General features: G+C 68.1%; 15 protein-coding genes. 4 read left to right on the top strand and 11 right to left on the bottom strand.

Going from position 1 to position 19,555, the window contains the following annotated elements; all coding sequences use genetic code 11:
* The first annotated feature begins 66 nt into the window (after positions 1-66).
* Positions 67-729 (top strand): response regulator transcription factor, encoded by a 663-nt coding sequence (locus P8934_RS14715; RefSeq protein WP_250059783.1) that lies wholly within the window; start codon positions 67-69, stop codon positions 727-729.
* Positions 730-894: 165 nt separating this feature from the next.
* Here the strand turns inward: P8934_RS14715 and P8934_RS14710 are convergent, their stop codons facing one another.
* The 4 genes from P8934_RS14710 to P8934_RS14695 form a co-directional block, all read right to left on the bottom strand.
* Positions 895-4,839, bottom strand: coding sequence for a NahK/ErcS family hybrid sensor histidine kinase/response regulator (locus tag P8934_RS14710; RefSeq protein ID WP_278031702.1), 3,945 nt, complete (start codon positions 4,837-4,839; stop codon positions 895-897).
* A gap of 79 nt (positions 4,840-4,918) precedes the next feature.
* Positions 4,919-5,434 carry a hypothetical protein gene (locus tag P8934_RS14705; protein WP_278031701.1) on the bottom strand — a complete coding sequence of 172 codons (516 nt, stop codon included), beginning with the start codon at positions 5,432-5,434 and terminating at the stop codon, positions 4,919-4,921.
* Between the two features lie 98 nt (positions 5,435-5,532).
* Entirely contained in the window at positions 5,533-7,329 is a 1,797-nt protein-coding gene (locus P8934_RS14700; protein WP_278031700.1) for a sodium:solute symporter family protein, read from the bottom strand.
* A gap of 6 nt (positions 7,330-7,335) precedes the next feature.
* The gene (locus P8934_RS14695) at positions 7,336-7,596 is read right to left on the bottom strand and encodes a DUF4212 domain-containing protein (RefSeq protein WP_040185430.1); all 261 of its coding nucleotides are present in this window, start codon (positions 7,594-7,596) and stop codon (positions 7,336-7,338) included.
* 528 nt (positions 7,597-8,124) lie between these two features.
* Between P8934_RS14695 and P8934_RS14690 the strand changes: the two genes are divergently transcribed.
* The 3 genes from P8934_RS14690 (at position 8,125) to ttcA (ending at position 11,626) form a co-directional block, all read left to right on the top strand.
* Positions 8,125-9,948, top strand: coding sequence for a putative nucleotidyltransferase substrate binding domain-containing protein (locus tag P8934_RS14690; RefSeq protein WP_278031699.1), 1,824 nt, complete (start codon positions 8,125-8,127; stop codon positions 9,946-9,948).
* A 50-nt stretch (positions 9,949-9,998) separates the two neighbouring features.
* On the top strand, positions 9,999-10,625 hold the full coding sequence (locus tag P8934_RS14685; protein ID WP_278031698.1) for a 3'-5' exonuclease: 627 nt from the start codon (positions 9,999-10,001) through the stop codon (positions 10,623-10,625).
* A gap of 83 nt (positions 10,626-10,708) precedes the next feature.
* Positions 10,709-11,626, top strand: a complete 918-nt coding sequence (gene ttcA / locus P8934_RS14680; RefSeq protein ID WP_278031697.1) for a tRNA 2-thiocytidine(32) synthetase TtcA — start codon at positions 10,709-10,711, stop codon at positions 11,624-11,626.
* Positions 11,627-11,740: 114 nt separating this feature from the next.
* Here the strand turns inward: ttcA and fnr are convergent, their stop codons facing one another.
* The 7 genes from fnr to ccoG all read right to left on the bottom strand — a co-directional run bounded on the left by fnr (position 11,741) and on the right by ccoG (position 19,439).
* On the bottom strand, positions 11,741-12,484 hold the full coding sequence (gene fnr, locus P8934_RS14675; RefSeq protein ID WP_278031696.1) for a fumarate/nitrate reduction transcriptional regulator Fnr: 744 nt from the start codon (positions 12,482-12,484) through the stop codon (positions 11,741-11,743).
* A gap of 116 nt (positions 12,485-12,600) precedes the next feature.
* A complete protein-coding gene (hemN, locus tag P8934_RS14670) occupies positions 12,601-13,983 on the bottom strand; it encodes an oxygen-independent coproporphyrinogen III oxidase (RefSeq protein WP_278031695.1) in 1,383 nt (460 codons plus the stop codon).
* Between the two features lie 97 nt (positions 13,984-14,080).
* Positions 14,081-14,779 carry a sulfite exporter TauE/SafE family protein gene (locus P8934_RS14665; RefSeq protein ID WP_278031694.1) on the bottom strand — a complete coding sequence of 233 codons (699 nt, stop codon included), beginning with the start codon at positions 14,777-14,779 and terminating at the stop codon, positions 14,081-14,083.
* Positions 14,779-14,994: a cbb3-type cytochrome oxidase assembly protein CcoS gene (gene ccoS, locus P8934_RS14660; RefSeq protein ID WP_278031693.1), complete on the bottom strand. Its 216-nt coding sequence runs from the start codon at positions 14,992-14,994 to the stop codon at positions 14,779-14,781. Before ccoS ends, P8934_RS14665 begins: the two co-directional genes overlap by 1 nt.
* The gene (locus P8934_RS14655) at positions 14,991-17,474 is read right to left on the bottom strand and encodes a heavy metal translocating P-type ATPase (RefSeq protein WP_278031692.1); all 2,484 of its coding nucleotides are present in this window, start codon (positions 17,472-17,474) and stop codon (positions 14,991-14,993) included. Before P8934_RS14655 ends, ccoS begins: the two co-directional genes overlap by 4 nt.
* Positions 17,475-17,493: 19 nt before the next feature.
* Positions 17,494-18,006 (bottom strand): FixH family protein, encoded by a 513-nt coding sequence (locus P8934_RS14650; protein ID WP_133636393.1) that lies wholly within the window; start codon positions 18,004-18,006, stop codon positions 17,494-17,496.
* Positions 18,006-19,439, bottom strand: coding sequence for a cytochrome c oxidase accessory protein CcoG (gene ccoG, locus P8934_RS14645; RefSeq protein ID WP_278031691.1), 1,434 nt, complete (start codon positions 19,437-19,439; stop codon positions 18,006-18,008). Before ccoG ends, P8934_RS14650 begins: the two co-directional genes overlap by 1 nt.
* Positions 19,440-19,555: the final 116 nt, after the last annotated feature.

The raw sequence follows: 19,555 nt of genomic DNA, 5'->3' as shown, positions 1-19,555 counted from the left end.
GACAACAACTGTAGAGCCCAGCGTGGCGGCCGTCGTTCCGCTGCTCGAGGAACCGGAGGAAGATCCATGGCCTTTGCCCAGAAATTCATCGTTGCCGATGACCATCCGCTGTTCCGTGCGGCCCTGACCCAGGCTCTGCGCCAGCTGGCGCCCCAGGCCGAGATCGTCGAATCCGACACCATGGAGGCCACCACCGAGGTGGTCACCCGCCATCCCGACGCCGACTTGATCCTGCTGGACCTGCACATGCCGGGCGCCCATGGCTTCTCGGGCCTGATCCAGCTGCGCGGCCAGACCCCGGATATCCCGGTGGCGGTGGTCTCCGGCAGTGACGAGATCCACGTGGTGCGCCGCGCCATCGACTACGGCGCCTCGGGCTTCATTCCCAAGTCCTCGTCGCTGGCGCTGATCGCCGAGGCAGTGGGCGAGATCCTCGATGGCGAGGTCTGGCTGCCGGCCGAGATGGCCGCGGCCCTGGGCGAGGCCAACGAGGAGGAGACCAAGTTCGCCGAGGCCATCGCCTCGCTGACGCCCCAGCAGTTCCGGGTGCTCAACATGCTCACCGAGGGGCTGCTCAACAAGCAGATCGCCTACGAGCTGAGCGTCTCCGAGGCCACCATCAAGGCGCATGTCACCGCCATCCTGCGCAAGCTCGGCGTGCACTCCCGCACCCAGGCGGTGATCGCCGCCCAGAAGCTCGAGGTCGAACCGCCGAAGGTGGAGTCGTAGCGCCGAGCGCTGAGCTGCAAGCGCCAAGGCGCAAGCTTCAAGGAAAAGTGAAACCCACCGTCAGGTGGGTTTCTTGTTACAGGTCTCAATGTTTTCCTGTTTTGGCAGCTTGCCAGCTTGCCAGCTTGCCAGCTTGCCAGCTTGCCAGCTTGGCAGCTTAGCCGCTTAGCCGCTTGGCGCCCGGCTGGCCTGCAGGGTGCGGGTCAGCAGGGCGCGCAGGGCGGCGGGGCGCACTGGCTTGAGCAGCAGCTGGTAGCCGGCACGCCTGACCTCCTCGGCCACCTCCTCGGTGCGGTCGGCGGTGATCACGATGCCGGGCACCGCGCCCTCCAGCCGCTCGCCGAGCGCCTCCAGGGCCATCAGGCCGGTGACCTCGTTGTCCAGGTGATAGTCCGCCAGGATCGCGTCCGGGTCGCCGTCCAGGTGGCGCAGCACCGACTTGGCGCCGCCGATGGTGGTGGCCGTGAACACCTCGCAGCCCCAGCCCGAGAGCATCGCCTTCATGCCCTCGAGGATCAGTGACTCGTTGTCGATGCAGAGGATCCGCGTGCCGGCGAGCTTGTTGCCGGCACGCTTCGGCGAGGCATCCTCGGCCTGCTCGGTCGCGGTGCGCGGCGCCACCACCGGCACGCTGACCGAGAACATGGTGCCGCAGCCCTCCTTGGAGCGCACCCGGATGGGGTGGTCGAGCACCCGCGCCATGCGATCGGCGATGGAGAGTCCCAGGCCCAGGCCCTTCTCGCTCTCCTTGTGCCGCGTGGCCTGGTCGAGGCGCCGGAACTCCTGGAAGATCTCGAGCTGCTTGGCCTCGGGGATCCCCGGGCCCGAGTCCCAGACCTCGATGGTGATGCGCTCGCCATGGCGGCGGCAGCCCAGCAGTACCCGGCCGGCCTGGGTGTAGCGAATGGCATTCGAGAGGAAGTTCTGGATGATCCGGCGCAGCATCTGGGGGTCGCTGTCGACCCACTGGCGGGTCGGTACCACCACCAGATCCAGGCCGCGCTCCTCGGCCATCACCTCGAACTCGGCACGCAGCGGCTGGATGATGTCGGCCAGGGCGAAGTGGCTGCGCCGCGGAGTGAGGGCGCCGGCATCCAGCTTGGAGATGTCGAGCAGGGTACCGAGCAGTTCCTCGGCGGCCTGCAGCGAGTTGTCGATATGGCCGATGGTGCGCTTCATGTCCTCGGCCGGCATCTCCTGGGCGAGGGCCGAGGTGAACAGCCGCGCGGCATTGAGCGGCTGCAGCAGGTCGTGGCTGGCGGCCGCCAGGAAGCGTGTCTTGGAGGCATTGGCATCCTCGGCGAGCTGCTTGGCCTGGCGCAGCGCGAGCTCGGCCTCGGCGCGCACCCGGTTCTCCTGGCGCAGGGCAGCATTGGCCTCGGAGAGCGCCTGGGTGCGCTCGCGCACCCGCTCCTCCAGGGTCTCGTTGGTCTCCTTGAGGGCGATCTCGGCCAGGCGGCGTTCGGTGATGTCCTGGTAGAGGGCGAAGAAGCCGAGTATCGCCCCGCTGTCGCCGAAGTGCGGCGTATAGGTGACCAGCATGTAGCGCCGGTCGTCGCCGATGGGCAGCGAGACCTCGAAGTTGACCCGCTCGCCGGCCAGGGCGCGCTCGATCCACGGTGCCCGCTCGCGAGCCATGTCGGGGTCCATCACCTCTTCCACTCGCTTGCCGATCACCGCGTTGCGGTCGATGCCGAAGGCCTGCTCGTAGGCGCGGTTGGTGAAGAGGTAGCGGCACTCCTTGTCGAAGTAGGCGATCAGCGCCGGCACGTTGTCGGTGTAGATGCGGATGTTGTTCTCGGAACGGATCAGCGCTTCCTCGATGCGCTTCTGCTGGGTGATGTCCTGGTAGCTGTAGACGAAGCCGCCCCCCGGCATGGGATTGCCCTGCACCTCCAGCACGCTGCCGTCCTGGCGGTAGCGCACGTAGCGGTGGGGATGGCCCTCACGGATGTTGTCGATCAGCAGCCGCACGTGCTCCTCGGGATCGCCGGGGCCATACTCGCCGTTGTGGGCGTTGTAGCGAAAGATCTTGTCCATCGGGGCGCCGACACGGATCAGGTGGTCGGGGAAGCGGAACAGCTCCAGGTAGCGCTGGTTCCAGACCACCAGGCGCAGGTTCTGGTCGACCACGCTGATCCCCTGGTTGATGTTCTCGATGGTGGCCTGCAGCAGGGCGCGGTTGAACTCCAGCACCTGGGAGGCTTCGTCGACGATGGAGATCACGTCCGAGATGCCGATGCCGCGCCCCTGGAGGGCCGAGTTGACCACGATGCGGGCCGAGGAGGCGCCGAGTACCGAGGCCAGGAAGCGCTCGGTGAACTGGATCACGTCGATGGAGGCGCGGGTGTTGTCCTCCAGCGGCTTGCCGGTGCGCCGGGCGTAGTCCTCGAAGGCGCGGCTCACCTGGCCGGCGCCCAGGAAGCGCTCGCAGAGCACCTTGAGGTCGCCCACGGTTGTGGCACCGGTCCAGGGGCGGTTCACCGAGGTCTGGCGGGTCTCGACGCTGTCGACGAACAGTGAGGCCTGGATGCGCTCGACCACCCGCTGGGGCGTCATCTGGGAGACGAAGATGTAGCAGAAGAGGTTCACGCCCAGGGAGAGCATCACGCCATGGGTGAAGCTGTCGCCGACGTTGAGTCCGAACAGCGAGGTGGGGGCCAGCCAGGCAATGCCCAGCGGGCCGCCGTCGAGCCAGTGCCCGGGCAGCACGCCAGCCCCGATCAGGGTGGGCATCAGCAGGCTGTAGGCCCAGATGGCGAAGCCGGCGTTCATGCCGGCGATCACGCCGAGGCGGTTGCCGCGCTTCCAGTAGAGGCCGCCGATCAGCGCCGGGGCGAACTGGGCCGCGGCGGCGAAGGAGAGCATGCCGGTGCTGGCCAGCGAGCTGAACTCGCCGATCAGCTGGTAGAAGCCATAGGCCATGGCCAGGATCACGGCGATGGTGATGCGCCGGGCGCGCAGCACCAGTCGCCCGTAGTCACGCGGCTTGGTATCGAACCAGCGCAGGCGGAACAGGGCGGGGATGACGATCTCGTTGGAGATCATGATCGACACCGCCACCGCGGCCACGATCACCATGCCGGTGGCCGCCGAGAAGCCGCCGATGAAGGTCAGCAGCGTCAGCCATTCGTTGCCCGCGGCCATGGGCAGGGCCAGCACATAGGTATCCGGCTCGATGCCGCTGTCGGCGAAGATGGTCAGGCCGGCCGCCGCGATGGGGATGACGAAGAAGGCGAAGGCCAGCAGGTAGAGCGGGAACAGCCAGCGGGCCTTGGTGGCGTCGTCGCGGTGGATGTTCTCCACCACCGCCACGTGGAACTGGCGGGGCAGGCAGAGGATGGCCAGCATGGCCAGCAGGGTCTGGGCCCAGAAGCTCTGGCCGAAGTCCTGGTCGGCGAGCTGACGCTGCAGCTCGAGCTGGGTCTCGGCGCGGCCCAGCAGGTCGCCCAGGCCGTCGAACATGCCCCAGGTGACGTAGGCCCCGAGGGCCAGGAAGGCGAGCAGCTTGACCAGCGACTCGAAGGCCACGGCGTGGATCAGGCCCTCGTGGTGCTCGGTGGCGTCGGTGTGGCGGGTGCCGAAGAGGATGGCGAAGGCCGCCATCACCACCGCCACGTAGAAGGCCGTGTCGCCGAACAGCGGCGCTTGGGTGATGTCGCCTGCATCGGTGATCACGCTGAAGGAGGTGGAGACCGCCTTCAGCTGCAGGGCGATGTAGGGCAGGGTGCCGATCAGCGCCACCAGGCTGGCGAAGGCCGCCAGCGACTGGGTCTTGCCGTAGCGCGAGGCGATGAAGTCGGCGATGGAGGTGACGTTCTGGTGCTTGGCGACGCGGATCATCTTGGCCAGCACCGGCCAGAACAGCAGCAGGGTGAGGATCGGCCCGACGAAGATGCTGGCGAAGGACCAGCCCGCCGTGGCCGCCTGGCCCACGGCGCCATGGAAGGTCCAGGAGGTGCAGTAGATGGCCAGTGCCAGGCTGTAGATCACCGGGCGGCGCCGGCTGGCGCCGTGCTCCCGGGCATGGCGGTCGCCCCGCCAGGCGATGGCGAACAGCACGGCGATGTAGAGCAGTGAAACGGCGATCAGCAGCCAGCCAGCGAACATGCACTCTTCTCCCTTCCGGATGCGCCCATTCTAGGGCAAGGCCAGCCCCCGGGGCAGCCGCGGGCGTGCATGCGCCGGGTCAGCCCTCCGTGCAGAGGACGCGGTAGAGCGGGCTTTCGGCCTCGACGCGGCGCATCTGCTCGGTGTGCGGGGTCCGTGATTCGCCTTCCAGGGGCAGCATTTCCCGGGTCGCGCAGTTCATCAGGTAGGCCTGGTGGCTCACCTGGTCCACGTACTCCTTCTCGAAGCGGTAGAGGATGAACTCGACCAGGCGCCCGCCATCGCCCCGGCTCACCGCCAGGTTGTCCAGGTCCACGATGGTGAAGGCCGTGGTCATGGGGAAGGCGAAGGTCCAGGGGCGCCAGAACATCTGGCCCTCCTCCACGGAGACCACCTCGGCGGATTCGGGCAATTGCTGCTGCTTGTGCTCGAACCAGGTGTATTCGGTGTAGATCTGGTAGCCGAGCATCCCCAGGCCACCGAGCGCCGGGATGATCCAGCGCGGCAGTCGCTTGCCGCTGGCCAGGCGCAGGATCAGGCCGATCCCCGCGGCGCCGAGGCCGGCGAAGACCGCAGCTATCAGGTGCCATATCATGGTTCATGCGTCCTTGAAAGCGAACGGGCTTCCCTGAGGAAGCCCGATCGGTAGTGGTTGGTCTGGCCCGGCTAGCCGGGCCAGTTGGCCATTATGGCTCAGTGCCCGGTGGCGACACCAGCACCCTTGGGATAGCGGACGCTTTCCACCAGGTCCTGGATCTCCTGCGGAGGCTCCTCGGTCGCGCTGGAGACGGCGAAGGCCACGGCGAAGTTGAAGATCGCGCCGACCGCGCCGAAGGAGAGCGGCGAGATGCCCAGGATCCAGTTGTCCGGGGTGTTGGGCAGCATGTTGGTCTCCGGAATGAAGAACCAGCCCAGGTAGGTGAAGATGTAGAGCAGGGTCAGCCCCAGGCCGGTCAGCATGCCGGCAACGGCGCCCTTGTTGTTCACCCGCTTGGAGAAGATGCCCATCATCAGCGCCGGGAACAGCGAGGCACCGGCGATACCGAAGGCGAGTGCCACCGTCTGGGCCGCGAAGCCCGGCGGGTTCAGGCCCAGGTAGGTCGCCAGCAGGATGGCACCGGCCATGGAGATCCGCGCCGCCAGCATCTCGCCCTTCTCGGTGATCTTCGGGTTGATCATGGTCTTGATCAGGTCATGGCTGATGGCCGAGGAGATGGCCAGCAGCAGGCCGGCGGCCGTGGAGAGTGCCGCGGCGATACCCCCGGCGGCGATCAGGCCGATGACCCAGCTCGGCAGGTTGGCGATCTCCGGGTTGGCGAGCACCAGGATGTCGTTGTTGACGGTAAGCTCGCTGCCTTCCCAGCCGCGCTCGGCGGCGGTGTCGGCGAAGTCCTCGTTGCCGTCGTTGTAGACCTGGATGCGGCCGTCGCCGTTCTTGTCCTCGAAGTTGATCAGGCCGGTCTCTTCCCAGGTCCGCACCCACTCGGGACGCTCCTCGTAGAGGATGGGGTTGGTGGCGGCCTCATCGTAGTTCTCGACCTGGCCGGCCATCTCCGGATAGACCGTGGTCATCAGGTTCAGGCGCGCCATGGAACCCACCGCGGGAGCGGTCAGGTAGAGCAGGGCGATGAACACCAGGGCCCAGCCGGCAGACCAGCGGGCATCGGCCACCTTCGGCACGGTGAAGAAGCGGATGATGACGTGGGGCAGGCCCGCGGTACCGACCATCAGCGACAGGGTGAACAGCACCATGTTCAGCTTGTTGTCGACGTCGGCGGTATAGTCACGGAAGCCCAACGCATTGATCACGTCATCCAGCTTGGCCAGCAGCGGCACACCGGACTCGGTATGGGTGCTGAACAGGCCCAGGCCGGGAATGGGGTTGCCGGTCAGCTCCAGCGAGATGAACACGGCCGGGATGGTGTAGGCGATGATCAGCACGATGTACTGGGCCACCTGGGTGTAGGTGATACCCTTCATGCCGCCGAAGACCGCATAGAGGAAGACGATGAAGGCCGCGATCCAGATGCCCCAGGTGTTGGAGACCTCCAGGAAGCGGGAGAAGGCCACGCCGGCACCGGTCATCTGGCCGATGACGTAGGTGATGGAGGCGACGACCAGGCAGATCACGGCGACCAGGCGGGCGGTGTTGCTGTAGAAGCGGTCACCGATGAAGTCGGGCACCGTGAACTTGCCGAACTTGCGCAGGTAGGGTGCCAGCAGCATGGCCAGGATGACGTAGCCGCCGGTCCAGCCCATCAGGAAGGTGGAGTTGGCGTAGCCCCCGGAGGCCAGCAGGCCGGCCATGGAGATGAAGGAGGCGGCGGACATCCAGTCGGCGGCGGTGGCCATGCCGTTGGTCACCGGATGCACGCCGCCGCCGGCCACGTAGAAGTCCTTGGTCGAGCCCGCTCGGGCCCAGATCGCGATGCCGATGTAGAGGGCGAAGGAGGCCCCTACGAACAGCAGGTTGATTGCAAACTGACTCATGCTGGCTTACTCCCCGAGTCCGAACTGTTTGTCGAGACGGTTCATCTTCCAGGCGTAGAAGAAGATGATGCCGATGAAGGTCAGGATCGAACCCTGCTGGGCGAACCAGAAGCCCAGGTCCGTCCCGCCGACGGGAATGCCGGCCAGCAGCGGGCGAAGAAGGATGGCGAAGCCGTAGGACACCAGGGCCCAGACGATCAGGCACCCCGTGATCAGGCGTACGTTCGCCTTCCAGTAAGCAGCGGCATTGGCTTTGTCGTCTGCCATAGTGTTGCTCTCCACTTGTTGTTCAGGTTGGGAAGTTGCCCAGAGCGTTGCGGTCACTCATCAGGACAGTCGTGTCGACGGAGCCAGCCTCGCCTGTGCAGTCTGGATCAGCCTGTCGCCAGGTTGCCCGCTCCTTGTCGAGGTGCATTGTCGACGCGGGTTTGTCCTGCATGGCTCATGGCCAATAGTGGGCAGCAATCGCCTAAAATAAATCCCAGACTTTCGTATCATGAAAAGATACCGATGGAAGAGCCTTTCGATAAGGCTTTTATTATCAGTATCTTGTGAGCGTGTCGTGCCCAAGGTTGCGAGCCGGGGAAGGCGGGCATAGGACGATGGTATAGCCCCGAAATCCAGGGCGGTTAATGCGTGCCCTCAGCTGGTCTTTGACCATGGTCTAAGGCCATCAGGATAGGACGATTGTCTAGGTTATTTACTGAAACCCGACTTTGCTATCTTGGATTCTCCCTTGAGGGAAGCGCCACCTATCCCGTGGGGTGGTGACCACCGCGCAACGAGGACGGCCCCATGGTCGATGTAGAACTCTCTCAGCCGCCTTTCACCTTCCTCGACGAGGAGGGGCGGGAGCGCGTACGCAGCGGCATCGACCTGGCCTACTTCGACCGTGACGAGATCATCCTCGATGCCGGCCAGCCCGGGGAGTACGTGTTCCTGATCCACAAGGGCGAGGTCGCCGAGCTCGACCCGACCCTGCCTGGCGCCCAGTCGCGCATCGGCCACTACACCGCCGGTGACCTCTTCGGGGCCATCAGCATCCTCAACGGCAAGAGCCGCTATCGCTTCCGTGCCGAGCAGGAGTGTCTCTGCTACCTGCTGCCCAAGGGACTGTTCAAGCAGCTCTGCGAGGCCTATCCGGCCTTCTCCGAGTTCTTCCGCCAGCGCCTCGCCCAGAAGACCCGGCTGCTCACCGAGCGCCGCGCGGAGGGCGGGGTGACCATGGCCGGCTTCATGCTCGCCCGGGTCGGCGAATGCATGCGCGACCCGCTGCTCGTCGCGGGCACGACCAGCATCGCCGAAGCGGTCCACACCCTGAACGACAGCCATGCCGACAGCCTGCTGGTGCAGGGCGAGGCAGGGCCGGGCATGGTCACCAAGACCGACCTGCTCAATGCCCTGGTGCTCGAGGGGCGGGCCCAGGAGAGCCCGGTGCAGGCGGTCGCCCACTTCGCGCTCGTGAAGGCGACGCCGGGCCAGTACCTGTTCGAGGTGCTGGTCCAGATGACCCGCTTCAAGGTGGAGCGAGTGGTGGTGATGGAGGACGACGCGCCGGTGGGGGTGGTGGAGCTCACCGACGTGCTCAGCTACTTCTCCAGCCGCAGCTACGTGGTCAGCCTGCAGGTGGAACAGGCCAACAGCCTCGAGGCGCTGGCCGCCGCCAGCCGCCGCACCCCGGAACTGGTGCGTGCGCTGATGGCCCAGGGCGTCAAGCTGCGCTTCGCCATGGGGCTGCTGGCGGCCCTCAACGGGCGCATCATGAACAAGGCCTGGGGCTTTCTGATCGACGAGCGCTACCACGCCGACAGTTGCCTGATCGTGATGGGCAGCGAGGGCCGCGGCGAGCAGATCCTCAAGACCGACCAGGACAACGGCCTGATACTGGCCGACGACCTGGAGTGGCCCGACTGCCATGAGCAGATGCAGCGCCTCACCGAGACCCTGATCGAGCTGGGCTACCCGCCCTGCCCGGGCAACATCATGGTCTCCAACCCGGAGTGGGTCGGCACCGAGACCCAGTGGCGCGGCCGCATCGCGCAGTGGGCGGCGAGCCGCGATGGCGAGAGCCTGATGCGACTGGCCATCATGCTCGATTCCCACGCCGTGGCCGGCAACCCGGCCCTGCTCGAGCGGCTGCGCGAGGAGCTCTTCGAGCGCTGCAGCCGCGACGAGATCCTGCTCTCCTACTTTGCGCGTACGGCGCTGCGCTTCTCCACGCCGCTGACGCTCTTCGGGTCGCTGAAGAAGCCGCAGCACGGCGTCGACATCAAGAAGGGCGGCATCTTTCCCATCGTCCATGGGGTGCGCACCCTGGCGCTGGAGCGTCGCATCACCGCGACCTCCACCCTGGACCGGCTCGAGGCGCTGGTGGCCGACGGCCGCCTCGAGGAGCGCTTCGCCGAGGATCTGGGGGAGGCCCTGTCACTGTTCACCGAGCTGCGCCTGCGCCAGCAGCTCGAGCGCCTCGATGACCCGGAAGGCCGGGGCGAGGAGCCCGACCGGGTGGTGGTCCAGGAGCTCTCCTCGCTGGAGCGGGACCTGCTGCGCGAGGCGCTGCATATCGTCAAGGACTTCAAGCAGCGGCTGTCGCACCGATTTCACCTCGAGTACTCGTGAGCCTCGATGCGCGCGCTCAGGGAACGACAACAACGACAGGAGGTTCATCCATGCTCAAGGCACTGCGCCGCGCCGCCGACCGTCGACGACAGGCCCACGGCGACTATGGCTGGCTCTTCTCTCCCTACACCGGGGACGAGATGGTCGCCATCGACTGCGAGACCACCGGGCTCGATACCCGCCATGCCGAGCTGGTCTCGCTGGCGGCGGTGCGTATCCGCGGCGACCGCGTCCTGACCAGCGATTCGCTGGACCTGCGCCTGGCCCGGCCGGCGAGTCTCTCTGGCGATTCGATCCGCATCCACGGGCTGCGCGGCATCGACCTGGTCGACGGCGCGGGTGTCGAGGAGGCCCTGATGCAGTTCCTGGACTTCATCGGCAATCGCCCGCTGGTCGGCTGGTGCCTGGACTTCGACCTGGCGATGCTCAACCGCTACCTGCGCCCCCTCTTCGGCTTCGACCTGCCCAATGCCGGCATCGACGTGGCCCAGATCTACCAGCGGCAGCTGCGTCGCAGCCATCCCGAGCTGGATATCCGGCCGCGTTTCGAGCAGGTGGCCGAGCGCCTGGGGGTGCCGGTCATGGGGCGGCACACCGCCCTGGGCGATGCCGTCACCACGGCCCTGCTCCATCTGCGCCTGGCGCGAGGCCCCATGCTGGCGGAGCGGCTCTGCTGATCCCCGAGTCGCTTCGCCTGGCCATGGCGAGGGTGGTAGGATGGCGGCCGTCATTTCCAGCCGCCCAGGCAGCGCCCGAGACCATGCAAGACGCCCTGATGTTCGACCCCCGTGACACCCTGGCACCCGATGCCCCGTCCCCCGCTGAGCCTGCGTCGCCCCGCGAGGGCCTCGATGCCCGGGGCAGGCGCGAGTTCAACAAGCTGCAGAAGCGCCTGCGTCGCCAGGTGGGCAATGCGATCATCGACTACGGCATGATCCACGAGGGCGATCGGGTAATGGTCTGCCTCTCCGGCGGCAAGGACAGCTACACCCTGCTGGAGATCCTGCGTAACCTGCAGCGCAACGCGCCGGTGGACTTCTCGCTGGTGGCGGTGAACCTCGACCAGAAGCAGCCCGGCTTCCCGGAGCACGTGCTGCCCGAGTACCTGGAGGGCATCGGCGTCGAGTACCACATCCTCGAGCGCGACACCTACTCAGTGGTCAAGGAGAAGACCCCCGAGGGCAAGACCACCTGTGCGCTCTGCTCGCGGCTGCGGCGGGGGTCGCTCTACGGCTTCGCCGAGGAGATCGGTGCCACCAAGGTGTCGCTGGGCCACCACCGCGAGGACATCCTCGAGACACTGTTCCTCAACATGTTCTTCGGCGGCAGCCTCAAGGCGATGCCGCCCAAGCTGCTCTCCGACGATGGTCGGAACATGGTCATCCGCCCGCTCGCCTATTGCCGCGAGGCGGACATTGCCGAGTTCGCCCGGCTGATGGCGTTCCCGATCATTCCCTGCAACCTCTGCGGCTCCCAGCCCAACCTGCAGCGCCAGGTGGTCAAGGAGATGCTGGCCGACTGGGAGAAGCGGCATCCCGGCCGCCTGGAGAGCATGTTCAAGGCGGTGACCAACGTGGCACCCTCGCAGCTGGCCGACCGCGAGCTCTTCGACTTCGCCGGCCTCGAGGAGAAGCAGGCACGGCGGCAGGCCGACCGCATCGATGTCCTCAACGAATAAGTCAGCGTCAAGCCACAGGGAACAGGCGCCAGCAAACAAGGAACCCCATCGGGCATTCGCCCGATGGGGTTCCTGCATTACGGCAAAGGGGGCGGGCCGTCTCCGGCTTGGCGGCTACTTCGCCCCTTCCTCCTCGGCTACCTCGATCAGCGCCTGCAGGTCGAGGATGTTCACCTCGCGGCCGGAGACGGCCACCAGCCCCTGTGACTGGAAGCGGCCCAGGATGCGGCTGACGGTCTCGACGGCCAGTCCCAGATAGTTGCCGATGTCGGCCCGGGACATGGAGAGCCGGAAGCTGTAGGGGGAGTAGCCGCGACGGCGGAAGCGGTCGGAGAGGCTGGTGAAGAAGGTGGCCAGCCGCTGGTCGGCGGTCTTGCGCGACAGCAGGCGCATCATGCGGCGATCGTCGCGCATCTCCTTGCTCATGCTGCGGTAGAGCTGGCCCCGGAGTTCGGGCAGCGATTCGGAGAGGGCGTCGAGACGGTCGAAGGGGATCTCGCAGACGGTGGTGGTCTCCAGGGCCACGACCGTGCCGGGATAGCGCTCCTCGTCGATGCCGTCGAGGCCGACCAGTTCGCTGGGCAGGTAGAAGTTGGTCAGCTGGTCCTCGCCGCTGCCCTCGGTGGTCACCTGCTTGAGGCTGCCGGAACGCACCGCGAAGACGCTGGTGAAGGGGCTGCCCTGGCGGAACAGCGACTCGCCCTTCTTGAGCGGCGCCCGGCGCCGGATGATGGCGTCGAACTGGTCCATGTCCTGAACCTCGAGCGCCAGGGGCAGGCAGAGCGAGCTCAGGCTGCACGTCTGGCAGCGTGTCTCGTTCAGCAGTGAACGGCGCCTGCCGGTCGCGGTGTCAGGCATGCTCTCCTCCATGAATGATGACTCAGATCACAGTATGGAGGATTGTCGTCCACCGGCAAAGCATCCCTTAGGAGGTACTCCCCGGCGCCAGGGGGCGTTACCCGTCGCCGCGCCGGTCAGGCGGCATGCGCATCGAAGGCCGCGGCCAGGCGGTGGACCAGCAGCCGTCCCGCCGGCGTGACCTCGAGACGCTGTCCGGATCGCCTCACCAGGCCGTCCCGCTCGGCCGGCGCCAGCCGCGCGAGGGCATCGCTCAGCCGTGCTGGCGCATCCAGGTCGAACTCCTGCCCGAGGGGGGCCAGGTCGAGGCGCATGTCGCACATCAAACGCTCGATGGCGCGGGCCCGCAGGCGGTCATCGTCGGTCAGTCGCAGGCCCCGCTCCACCGGCAGTCGGCCGGCATCGAGTCGCGCCTCGTAGTCGGCGAGGGCCAGGGGGTTGCGGGCGGCGATGCCGCCCAGCCGGCTGAGGGCGCCCACCCCCAGGCCCAGGTGGTCAGCGGGGGCAAGGGCACTGTAGCCGTTCAGGCTGCGCGACAGCAGGCCCCTGGCCTGGGCCGTGGCCAGCGGATCCTCGGGGCGGGCGAAGAGTTCCATGCCGATATGCACGTAGCCGGCCTCGGCAAGCATCGAGAGGGCGACGTCGAGGATGGCCAGCCGCTCGCCTGGCGGCGGCAGCTCCTCGACCCGGATCCGGCGCTGGGCCGCGAACCGTTCTGGCCGGTGCTCGTAGGGGAAGAGCGACAGGCGGGCCGGTGCCATGGCGATCACCTGCTCGAGGGTCTCGGCGACGCTCTCGCGCGTCTGACCGGGCAGGCCATAGACCAGCTCGAGGCCCAGGGAGCGGAAGCCCAGCCGGTGGGCCTCGTCGATGAGCTGCTCGGTGAGCACCCGGGGCTGGTGGCGGTTGATGGCGCGCTGGACCCGCGGGTCCAGGTCCAGCACCGACAGGCTCAGGCGGTTGAAGCCCAGCGCCTGGAGATGACGCAGGGTGAAGACGTCGGCGTCCCGCGGGTCGACCTTGATGCTGTAGTCCCGCTGGCGCGAGCCCGACAGCCCGAAGCGCGCGTCGAGCCGGTCGATCAGGTCGCTCATCTGGTCCAGGGTCAGGAAGGTCGGGGTCCCGCCGCCCCAGTGGAGCTGCGACACCTCCCGTGAGCCCTCCAGGTGGCGCGAGGTCAGCACCATCTCCCGGTCGAGCCGCGACAGGTAGGGCTCGGCGCGCCGGGTGCTCTCTTCGGTCACCCGGGTACAGGCGCAGTGGTGGCAGCTGTGGCGGCAGAAGGGCACGTGCACATAGAGCGACAGCTCGCGCCCGCTGGCATTGCTGCGTGCCAGGGCCGCCGTCAGGTCCGCGTCCGAGAACGCCGTCGTGAAGCTGTCGGCACGGGGATAGCTGGTGTAGCGCGGCCCACCCATGCCATGACGGCGCAGCACCCCCGCGTCGCGTAGCAATGCGGTGCCGCGGGGACGGTCGTCGACGACGGCTCGAGCGGACATGGAGGGCACTCCGGAAGTTGAACGTGCCTTCATGCTAGCGCCGAGCGCCGGGGACCGCGTTGAGCTGCGTCAAGCGAAGCGGGAATCACGCTGGAGGTCAGTGGCCCGCCGAGAGGGGCAGCAGCGTCCACAGCTGCCAGAGGGCGAAGCCGATGATCGACAGCGCCGCGATGCTGCGGGTGGCCGGGTGGCGGATGAGGTCACCGAGCTGGCGAGCGGCGAGGCCGGTGGCCAGCAGGGCCGGCAGGGTGCCGAGGCCGAAGGCTCCCATCAGCGCCGCGCCGCGCCAGGGCTCGGCGATGGCCAGGCTCCAGGCGAGCATGGAGTAGACCAGCCCGCAGGGCAGCCAGCCCCAGACCGCCCCCAGGGCGACCGCCTGGGGCACCCTGACCACCGGCATCAGGCGGCGCCCCAGCGGCTCGAGGTGCGTCCAGAGCCGGCGCCCCAGGGCCTCGACCCGCAGCAGTCCCTTCCACCAGTCGGCGATGTAGAGGGCCATCAGGATCAGCATCACCGCGGCCAGGACCTGGAGGGCCAGGCGTGCCTGGGGCGTGAGGGCGACCAGGGTGCCGAGTCCCGCGACCAGGGCACCGGCCACCATGTAGCTGGCGATCCGGCCCAGGTTGTAGCCCAGCAGCAGTCCGGAAAGGCGTGCCGGGCTGCGCATGCTGGGCGGGACGGCGAAGGTCAGGGCGCTCATGATGCCGCCGCACATGCCGATGCAGTGGGCGCCACCGAGCAGGCCGAAGACGAAGGCGGCGGCCAGCGGGGGAAGGTCGAGGCCGGTGGGGTCCATCAGTCGCGGCGTTCCTTGTCGTCGGAGGAGGCGTCACGCTCGGGGCTTCGCCGCTCGTCCTTGGGTCGGTCGTTGTCGTCCTCGTCGAAGAGGATGCGGTAGGCGGGCCCTTCCAGGTCCTCGAACTGGTCGTGCTTGACGGCCCAGAAGAAGGCCCAGACGGCCAGCCCCAGCAGGATCAGCGAGAGGGGGATCAGCAGGTAGAGGATGCTCATGCGTTCACCAGCCTGGGAGCGTCGCTGTCGACCGGTCGTGAGGGGGCGTCCCGGGTCAGGCGCAGGGCATTGCCGACGACCACCAGGGAGCTGGCCGACATGCCGATGGCCGCCAGCCACGGCGGCACGAAGCCCATGGCCGCCAGGGGCAGCGCCGAGACGTTGTAGACCAGCGACCAGGTCAGGTTCTGGCGGATGATGCGCCGGGTGGCCCGGCCGGTCTCGATGGCCTCGACGATACGCCCCAGGCGCGGGCCGAGCAAGACGGCGTCGGCGCGGGTGCGCGCCAGGTCGGTGGCCCCGTTCATGGCGATGGCGATGTCGGCACCGGCCAGCACCGGCACGTCGTTGATGCCGTCGCCGACCATCGCCACCCGTTCGCCGCCGGCCTGCAGGGCCTGGAGGCGGGCCAGCTTCTCCTCGGGGGTGGCCGCTGCCTGCCAGGTGTCGATGCCCAGGCGCCGCGCCATGTCCGCCACGGCCGAGGGGGTGTCGCCGGAGAGCAGCTCCACCGCCAGGCCCCGTTCCAGAAGGGCCTCGACCGTCTCCCCTGCATCTTCCCGCAGGCGGTCATGGAGGGCGAACCAGGCCCGCGGCCGTCCCTCCTCGGCCAGCAGCAGCCACTGCCCCTCGCCGGGCAGCGCCGGGGGGGCCTCGGGGGCGGCGAACTCGGGCCTGCCGAGGCGCCAGCACCGCTCGTCGATCCAGCCCTCCAGCCCCTGTCCGGGGCGGCTGAGCACGTCCCTGGCCGCGACGGTGGCCTCGCGGAAGGGGCGAAAGGCCCGCGCGATGGGGTGTTCCGACTGGGCCTCCAGGGCGGCTGCCACGCGGCGCGCACGGCCCGCATCGAGTGGGCCGTCAGGGTCGCCGATCGGGCGGGTCTCGACCAGGCTCATCTCGCCGCTGGTCAGGGTGCCGGTCTTGTCGAAGATCACCCGGTCGAGCTGTGACAGCGTCTCCAGGGCATCGGCACGGGTGATCAGCACGCCGCGGCGATGCAGGCGGCCATGGCCGGCGGTGAGGGCCGTGGGGGTGGCCAGCGCCAGGGCGCACGGGCAGGTGACCACCAGCACCGACAGGGTGACCCAGAGCATCCGGTCCGGGTCGATGAACCACCAGGCGACGGCCACCCCGACCGAGATGATCAGCACCTGCAGCACGAAGTGGTGGGCCATGCGCGCCGCCAGCTGGGCGATGCGAGGCCGGCTGGCGAAGGCGCGGTCGGTGAGGTCGACGATGCTGGCCACCCGGGCATCGGCGCCGGCATGGGTGACGCGCACCGTCAGCGGGCTCTCGATGTTCTGGCTGCCGCCGGTCACGCGGTCGCCGACCCCGCGGGTCACCGGCAGGTACTCCCCGGTGAGCATGGACTCGTCGAGGCTCGACTCGCCGGCCTCGATCACGCCGTCGGCCGGCACGCCATGGCCGGGCTTGACCAGCACCCGGTCGCCGGCGGCGAGCTCGCTGGCGGGCAGGATGCGCTCCTCGCCCGCCTCGGTGAGGCGAATCGCCGAGAGGGGCAGGGCGCCAGACAGGGCGTTGCCGCTGTGGCCGCTGCGGCGCCGGGCGCGGCCCTCCACGTAGCGACCGAAGAGCAGGAAGAAGGTAAACATGGCCACCGAGTCGAAATAGACGTCGCCGTGTCCGGCGATCACCGCATAGCCGCTGGCCAGGTAGGCGCCGCCGATGGCCAGCGATACCGTCACGTCCATGCCCAGTACCCGGGTCTGGAGGTCGCGCAGGGCATTGCGGAAGAAGGGCTGGGCCGAGAAGAGCACCACCGGGGTGGCGAGGGCGAAGGAGAGCCAGTGGAAGAGGGCCAGGAAGTCGGCGCTGATCTCGTCGGGGCCGGCCACGTAGATGGGGATCGAGAACATCATCACCTGCATCATGCCCACGGCGGCGACGATCAGGCGGCGCACGTTCATGCGCTCCTCGTGCTGCAGGCGCTGCTGGGCGGCATCGGGCTCCCAGGGCTGGGCCGGGTAGCCGATGGCGGCCATCTCGGCGAGGATCCGCGACAGGGCGACCCGTTGGGGATCCCAGCTGACCCGCAGGCGGTGATGGGTGAGGTTGACGGCGCTGGCGGCGATCCCCTCCAGGGCATTGAGGCGATGCTCGATCAGCCAGGCACAGGCCGCACAGGTGATGCCGTCCACGGCCAGGGTGGCATGCACGGTCCCGTCGTCCCCCTCGGGATGCACGAAGCGCGCCTGCAGCCCCGGGTCGTCGAAGACCGCCCAGGTCTCGGCCCGGGCCGCCTGGTGGTCGTCTGGACGCTCGGGCAGCTCGGTGCGGAAGCGGTAGTAGCTCGCCAGGCCGCCATCGACAATAGCATGGGCCACGGCCTCGCAGCCGGGGCAGCAGAGCGGATGGCGCGCCTCGTCGAGGGTGATCGACCAGGGCGCACCCGCCGGCACCCGGCTGCCGCAGTGGTAGCAGTCCGGGGCCGCGTCAGGCGTCTGGGGACTCTCGGTCATGGCGTCTCGTCGGCCGGCCCTAGAGGCCGGGAACCAGGGCGATCTCGTCGTCGCTGGGGAAGCGGGCCTCGCCGGTCAGGCGCCATTCGGCGTCCCGGCCCTCGGTGGGCTGCAGCTGCAGGTACCAGCGGTAGTTCAGCGGTTCGTCGATCATGCCCACGTAGCGCCCGCCGCGGACGTGCTCGAGGGTCAGCGAGCGGTCACGGTGGCTGTCGGTGGGAAAGACCAGGGCCAGGTGAAGGCGCTCGGGACGGCGCTCCCCCTGCAGGTCGACGACGATGTCGCCGGTGCGGGCGTCGGCGCGCATCACCGCCTCCAGGCCCAGCGCCCGGGCATGCTCCTGCTTGGCCAGCTGCTCATTGATGGCCAGGCCCTGCTTGTAGTAGTCACCGCCCACCGAGCCGTCATAGTAGCGGATCGACAGGGTCAGGTAGACCAGGCTGAAGGTCACCGAGGAGGCCAGCAGGCCGATCAGGAACCAGGGCCAGAACTGCTTGTACCAGGGCGGGATGCTCTCGTGTTCCGCGCTCATCAGCGGGTCTCTCCTATGAAGCGGCTGTCGCGCTCGATGGCGATGTCGGCATCCTGCGCTTCCAGCCGCAGGATGATCTCGGCGCTGGGCCGGTCGATGGCCCCGGGGGGCACGCTGGCCTGGATCACCAGCTGGCGAGAGTCGCCGGCCGGCACGCTGACCTCATGGGTGTCCAGGGTCAGACCGGGCAGGCCGGAGGCCTCCAGCCGGTAGACATGCGCCTGCTTGTCGAGGTTGCGCACCGTCAGGGTGTAGACGTTGCTGATGCGGCCGTCGGCGGTCGTCTGGAAGAGCCGGGTGCGCTCACGTTCCACGTCGAAGCCCAGGGGCGTGCGGTCCGCCACCGCCCAGGCGAAGACGCCGATCATCACCAGCAGGGCGGCCAGGTAGCCCATCAGGCGCGGGCGCAGGATGTGCGTCGGCTTGCCCTCCAGGGCGTTCTCGGTGGTGTAGCGGATCAGGCCGCGGGGATAGCCCATCTTGTCCATCACGCTGTCGCAGGCGTCGATGCAGGCCGCGCAGGTGATGCACTCGTACTGGAGGCCGTCGCGGATATCGATGCCGGTGGGGCAGACCTGCACGCAGAGGTCGCAGTCGATGCAGTCGCCGTGTCCGGCGGCACGGGCCTGCTCATGGCTGAGGCTCTTCTTGCGCGGTCCGCGCGGCTCGCCGCGAGCGGTGTCGTAGGAGACGATCAGGGTGTCGCGGTCGAACATCACCGACTGGAAGCGGGCATAGGGGCACATGTAGATGCACACCTGCTCGCGCAGCCAGCCGGCATTGAGGTAGGTGAAGACCACGAAGAAGCCGACCCAGAAGTAGGACCAGCCGTGGGCCTCGAGGGTCGGCAGCTCCACCACCAGGTCGCGGATGGGGGTGAAGTAGCCGACAAAGGTGACCCCGGTGGCCAGGGCGACCAGCAGCCAGATGGCGTGCTTGGCGGACTTGCGCCACAGCTTGTCGGCGGTCATCGGCTGCTTGTCGAGCTTGATGCGGCGGTTGCGCGACCCCTCCAGGCGATGCTCGACCCAGATGAACAGGAAGGTCCAGACGCTCTGCGGGCAGGTGTAGCCGCACCAGACGCGGCCGGCGAACACCGTGATGAAGAACAGCCCGAAGGCGCAGATGATCAGCAGCCAGGAGAGCAGCATGAACTCCTGGGGATAGAAGGTCGCCGAGAAGATGTGGAACTCGCGGCCCGGCAGGTCGAACCAGATCGCCGGGCGATCCCCCCAGGGCACCCAGGGCAGCAGGAAGAAGGCCAGCATCAGGGCCCAGTTGGACGTGCGGCGCAGGCGCTGGAAGACGCCCTTGATCTCGCGCACGTAGATATGGCGCCGGCTGGCGTACATCTGCTGGGTGACCGCTTCCTGGGGCGTGTGATGCTCCACGGGATCCGGGGTGACATCGCGGGTCGGGATCTTCTCGCTCATGGCAGGCTCACGGCTGGCAGGGAGGGGCAGGGCCGGGGGCCGCTGCGGGTGCGTCCATTGTATCGAGGTGGCCGCATAACGAGAAAGGGTGCGACCGGAGGCCGCACCCTTCAAAG

The organism is Halomonas sp. CKK8, from assembly GCF_029625235.1.
GTDB lineage: Bacteria > Pseudomonadota > Gammaproteobacteria > Pseudomonadales > Halomonadaceae > Halomonas > Halomonas ventosae.
Note: the sequence above shows the minus strand (reverse complement) of the source record. Positions and strands in the feature narration are given on the sequence as shown.